The sequence below is a fragment of the Candidatus Thioglobus sp. genome, from assembly GCF_029243085.1.
GTDB lineage: Bacteria > Pseudomonadota > Gammaproteobacteria > PS1 > Pseudothioglobaceae > Thioglobus_A.
Genome location: NZ_JAQWSS010000089.1, coordinates 1 through 4,301, shown reverse-complemented (window position 1 = coordinate 4,301; position 4,301 = coordinate 1). Strand labels below are relative to the sequence as shown.

3 protein-coding genes and 2 tRNA genes are annotated in these 4,301 nt (G+C 39.3%); 3 read left to right on the top strand and 2 right to left on the bottom strand.

Annotated features, from left to right (window positions below):
- The first annotated feature begins 104 nt into the window (after positions 1–104).
- Positions 105–180, top strand: a tRNA-Thr gene (locus P8M52_RS05090).
- 67 nt (positions 181–247) lie between these two features.
- Here P8M52_RS05090 and P8M52_RS05085 read toward each other — a convergent pair.
- Together P8M52_RS05085 and P8M52_RS05080 are read right to left on the bottom strand one after the other, a co-directional pair.
- The gene (locus tag P8M52_RS05085; protein WP_300308253.1) at positions 248–826 is read right to left on the bottom strand and encodes an outer-membrane lipoprotein carrier protein LolA; all 579 of its coding nucleotides are present in this window, start codon (positions 824–826) and stop codon (positions 248–250) included.
- Positions 816–3,107: a DNA translocase FtsK gene (locus P8M52_RS05080; protein WP_300308250.1), complete on the bottom strand. Its 2,292-nt coding sequence runs from the start codon at positions 3,105–3,107 to the stop codon at positions 816–818. The genes P8M52_RS05085 and P8M52_RS05080 overlap by 11 nt, the downstream gene beginning before the upstream one ends.
- 83 nt (positions 3,108–3,190) lie before the next feature.
- Here P8M52_RS05080 and trxB point away from each other — a divergent pair, with 83 nt between their 5' ends.
- Together trxB and P8M52_RS05070 are read left to right on the top strand one after the other, a co-directional pair.
- Complete coding sequence (gene trxB, locus P8M52_RS05075; protein WP_300308247.1) at positions 3,191–4,135, top strand: thioredoxin-disulfide reductase; 945 nt, start codon at positions 3,191–3,193, stop codon at positions 4,133–4,135.
- A 46-nt stretch (positions 4,136–4,181) separates the two neighbouring features.
- A tRNA-Phe gene (locus P8M52_RS05070) sits at positions 4,182–4,257 on the top strand.
- Positions 4,258–4,301: the final 44 nt, after the last annotated feature.

Below are 4,301 nucleotides of genomic sequence, written 5' to 3'. Positions count from 1 at the left end.
TAAAATGCCCCATCAAGGGGCATTTTTTTGACATTAAAAAAATTATTAATTCATTAATTTTTATATAATACAATGAAAAATAGTTTGGTATAATTTGCGCTATTGCCGAAGTAGCACAGTTGGTAGTGCAACTGATTTGTAATCAGTAGGTCACCAGTTCGAGTCCGGTCTTCGGCACCATATCTAAACCCATAGTAAACGCTATGGGTTTTTTTGTGCCAAAATTCCCTCAACAAGCAGCATAAATCTATCTAATAATATCAAAGCTATCTTCTAAAACAAGGTTAAATTCATCGTTAGTAATGTCTGGGTTTATGGCAATATTGGTGAAGTTTATTATAATTTCTTGACCTAGTTGGTTAACCAGTGAAATCAGAACTAGATGATTATTTTTAAAACCAAACTTAATCAAATTTTTATCATCTGCGCTATACCAATGAACACCTTGTGATTTGTCAGTAAGTTTAGGCATTGTTTTTAATTGACTGGGTTGCGTGATTAACCAATACAATGGGGTATTCTGCAATTCATGCATTGGCCTCATACTAGCTTGTTCAAGCTCGTAGTCGATTAACCATAATTCATTGTTAGACAGTAATAAAGTTTGATTTGTAGGTGTAGTAGCGTGCCATAAAAATTGAGCGGGGCGTTTAAATTTTAGACGCCCTGATGAGCTACCGAGGGGCACACCCACCTCATCATAAGTTTGTTGATGGTAGTTAGCGCTGAGTGTGTTGAATGAATTAAAAAAATGACTGAATTCACTATTAGAATAGACAAAACTCGAATAGCAAAGTGCTAGTACCAGCAAGTATTTAGCTGTCATTATTAACAGGCTCTGGTGCTAGAACTTGACGGTTACCGGCACTATTCATCGTACTAACTACGCCGGCAGCTTCCATATCTTCGATAATACGCGCTGAACGATTATAACCAATACGTAAACGGCGTTGTAAGCTTGATATTGACGCTCTTCGAGAGGAGGTGACGATTTGTACTGCTTCGTCGTATAATGGATCCATTTCGCCAGTATCTAGCTTTTTAGCACCACTGGTCGACTCATGAGAGTCTTGTGATTCACTATGGGCATTGAGAATGCCGTCAAGATAATTGGTTTCAGAATTTTCTTTCAAGAAATTAACCACTCGTAAAATTTCTTCGTCATCAACAAAGGCGCCGTGCACCCGAGTTAAATGGGACATGCCGGGACTCATGTAAAGCATGTCACCCATGCCTAATAATTGTTCTGCACCCCCTTGATCTAGGATGGTGCGAGAATCAACCTTGGAAGAGACTTTAAAGGCAATGCGAGTTGGCACGTTAGATTTAATCAGTCCAGTAATAACATCGACACTAGGGCGCTGCGTAGCAATAATAATATGAATACCTGCGGCACGAGCCTTTTGAGCTAAGCGCACAATTAGAGCTTCAACTCGTTTTGCCTTTGCACGATCCTCCTGAGCTAAAGCACCTAGCATGTCTGCATATTCATCAATCACGAGCATGATTAGTGGCAACGATTCAAGTTCTGGTGCTTTATCGCCTTCTTCTGCAATATTTTTATTGAAAGTAGGGTCTAATAAGGGCTCACCTTTTGCTTTTGCTTTTATTAGTTTGTCATTGAATCCATCAATATTGCGTACACCAAACTTGGCTAATAAAGAATATCTGCGCTCCATTTCATTCACACACCACCAGAGTGCAGAAGCAGCTTCATTCATATCAGTAACAACGGGCGTTAGCAGATGTGGAATATCGGCATAGATGGCTAATTCAACAATCTTAGGGTCGATCATGATAATGCGAACTTGGTCAGGCTTGGCTTTATAAAGTACACTTAAGATCATTGCGTTTAGACCAACAGATTTACCCATACCAGTTGCACCAGCTACTAGCAAGTGTGGCATTTTAGCTAAATTAGCAATAACAGGATTACCGTTAATATCTTTGCCTAATCCCATAGATAGTGTTGAGCCAGAGCTGGAAAACTCTTGTGAGGCAAGAACCTCTTTAAGGCTGATCATCTCTCTAACATCATTTGGGATTTCTAAGCCAATGACAGGCTTACCAGGAATGACATCAACAATACGCACACTTTCAACCAACAGTGCGCGAGCCAAGTCTTTGTTTAGATTGATAATTTGAGACACCTTAACGCCCGGTGCCAGTGATAGCTCGAATTGAGTAACAACTGGCCCTGGTGTCACAGTTGTTATGGTTACCTCAAATCCAAAATCTTTGAGCTTGAGCTCAACTTGACGCGACATTTCTTCTAGCATTTTTTGTGAAAAACCTTTGGTATTATTAACAGGTTCATCTAATAAATCTAGACTGGGGAGGCCGGCTACTGTATTGGTGTTAAATAAGTTAGAAGAGGTAGGCTTATTAATTTTTTTTGCTTTCTTAATCTTGGCAGCTGTAACTTTAGCAAGTACACTCGGCTTGGCTGTAGTTGGCTTGGGTGCAGTAGCAGACTTATTTTGTTTTTTTAACTTGGCTTGAACGCGTTTTTCTTGAAACTTGACAAAAAGGAGGGTTAATAAACGACCAAAAGACTTAAAAATAGCAATCCAAGAGGCGTTGGTTGCAACGCTAAAGCTTATCATCATAATGCTGAGATAGACAATGAATGCAGCGCTACCAAATAACACGCCAAAATAATCATGCATAGTAATACCTAAATAGCCACCAGAAGCGCCTGTATTAGCAAAACTTTGCGTTAGGAAGGCGCTGGTAAACGCCACTAATATAATTAGTGACAAGATACGAACTAATATAAGCTTCTTATCTGCTTTAACATTTCCAGCAGTTATGTGAATACGCCAACCTAGCCAAATCAAAGAAATGGGCAGTATATAAGCACTAAATCCAAAAATAGATAAAGATATATCACTTAGAAAAGCACCAAAAACGCCAGCAACATTGGCAACGTAATTACTCAGATCAACATCACCAGACCAAGGGTTTTCGTGTGCGGAGTGTGTAAATAATGCAGCTAAAAATACCAATCCAGATGCAATTAATGAAATAAATAATATCTCACTACTGGCTTTAGTGCGTGGCTTATTTGAGTTTTTTTTAGATGTTGTCGAAGTATTTTTTTTCAAGGGGAATTATGCTTAGATTATAATGATTGAAACTAAGATGACCAATATTGGTCTCTCTATAAGTATAAAGGATTGAGATATATATGAGTGAAAATAAACATTGTAAGGTATTAATTGTGGGCTCTGGACCTGCGGGATATTCGGCGGCTGTCTATGCAGCACGTGCAAATTTAAACCCTGTAATGGTTAGCGGCTTAGAGCAAGGTGGCCAGCTAATGACAACTACCGAAGTTGATAATTGGCCTGGCGACGATGCTGGTGTTCAAGGTCCAGATCTTATGGAGCGCATGAAGAAACATGCTGAACGCTTTAACACTGAAATTATTAATGATTACATCACTCAAGTTGACTTCTCCAAACGACCATTTACATTAACAGGCGGTTCAACCACCTATACGGCCGATGCCGTGATTATTGCAACAGGCGCATCTGCTCGTTATCTAGGGCTAGAATCTGAAGAAGCATTCAAAGGCAAAGGCGTTTCGGCGTGTGCGACATGTGATGGTTTTTTCTACCGTGGCCAAAAAGTTGCTGTAATTGGTGGTGGCAACACTGCAGTTGAAGAGGCCTTGTTTCTATCAAATATTGCTGATCATGTAACTATTGTTCATAGAAGAGATAAGTTTTCAAGTGAAAAAATTCTATCAGACCAGTTAATTGAAAAATCTAAAACCGGGAATATTACCATTGAATACAATTACAATTTAGATGAAGTGTTGGGCGATGATACAGGTGTCACTGGCTTGCGCCTAAAGAGTAATGATGATAGTACAAAAGAAATTGATGTTCATGGTGTGTTTATTGCTATTGGACATACGCCGAATACAGGAATTTTTGAAGATCATCTTGATATGAATCATGGGTACCTAGCTATTCAAAGTGGCACACAAGGCAACGCCACACAAACTTCTGTTGAAGGTGTATTTGCAGCAGGTGATGTTGCAGATCATATTTATCGTCAAGCAATTACTTCTGCTGGATCAGGTTGTATGGCAGCTTTAGATGCAGAGAGATTTTTAGGCGAGTAGTTTTTACCGCAAGTGTAGAATTTATTGGTATAATTCTGACTTTTATGGCCGCATAGCTCAGTTGGTAGAGCAAGGGATTGAAAATCCCTGTGTCCCTAGTTCAATTCTAGGTGCGGCCACCATATTTAAAAAAGCGCACTTTGTTGCGCTTTTTTATTGTCTTGAT

Bases quoted from the DNA above. Each gene is read 5' to 3' on its own strand.
- trxB (WP_300308247.1), top strand. From the start codon at position 3,191: ATGAGTGAAAATAAACATTGTAAGGTATTAATTGTGGGCTCTGGACCT.
- P8M52_RS05085 (WP_300308253.1), bottom strand. From the start codon at position 826: ATGACAGCTAAATACTTGCTGGTACTAGCACTTTGCTATTCGAGTTTT.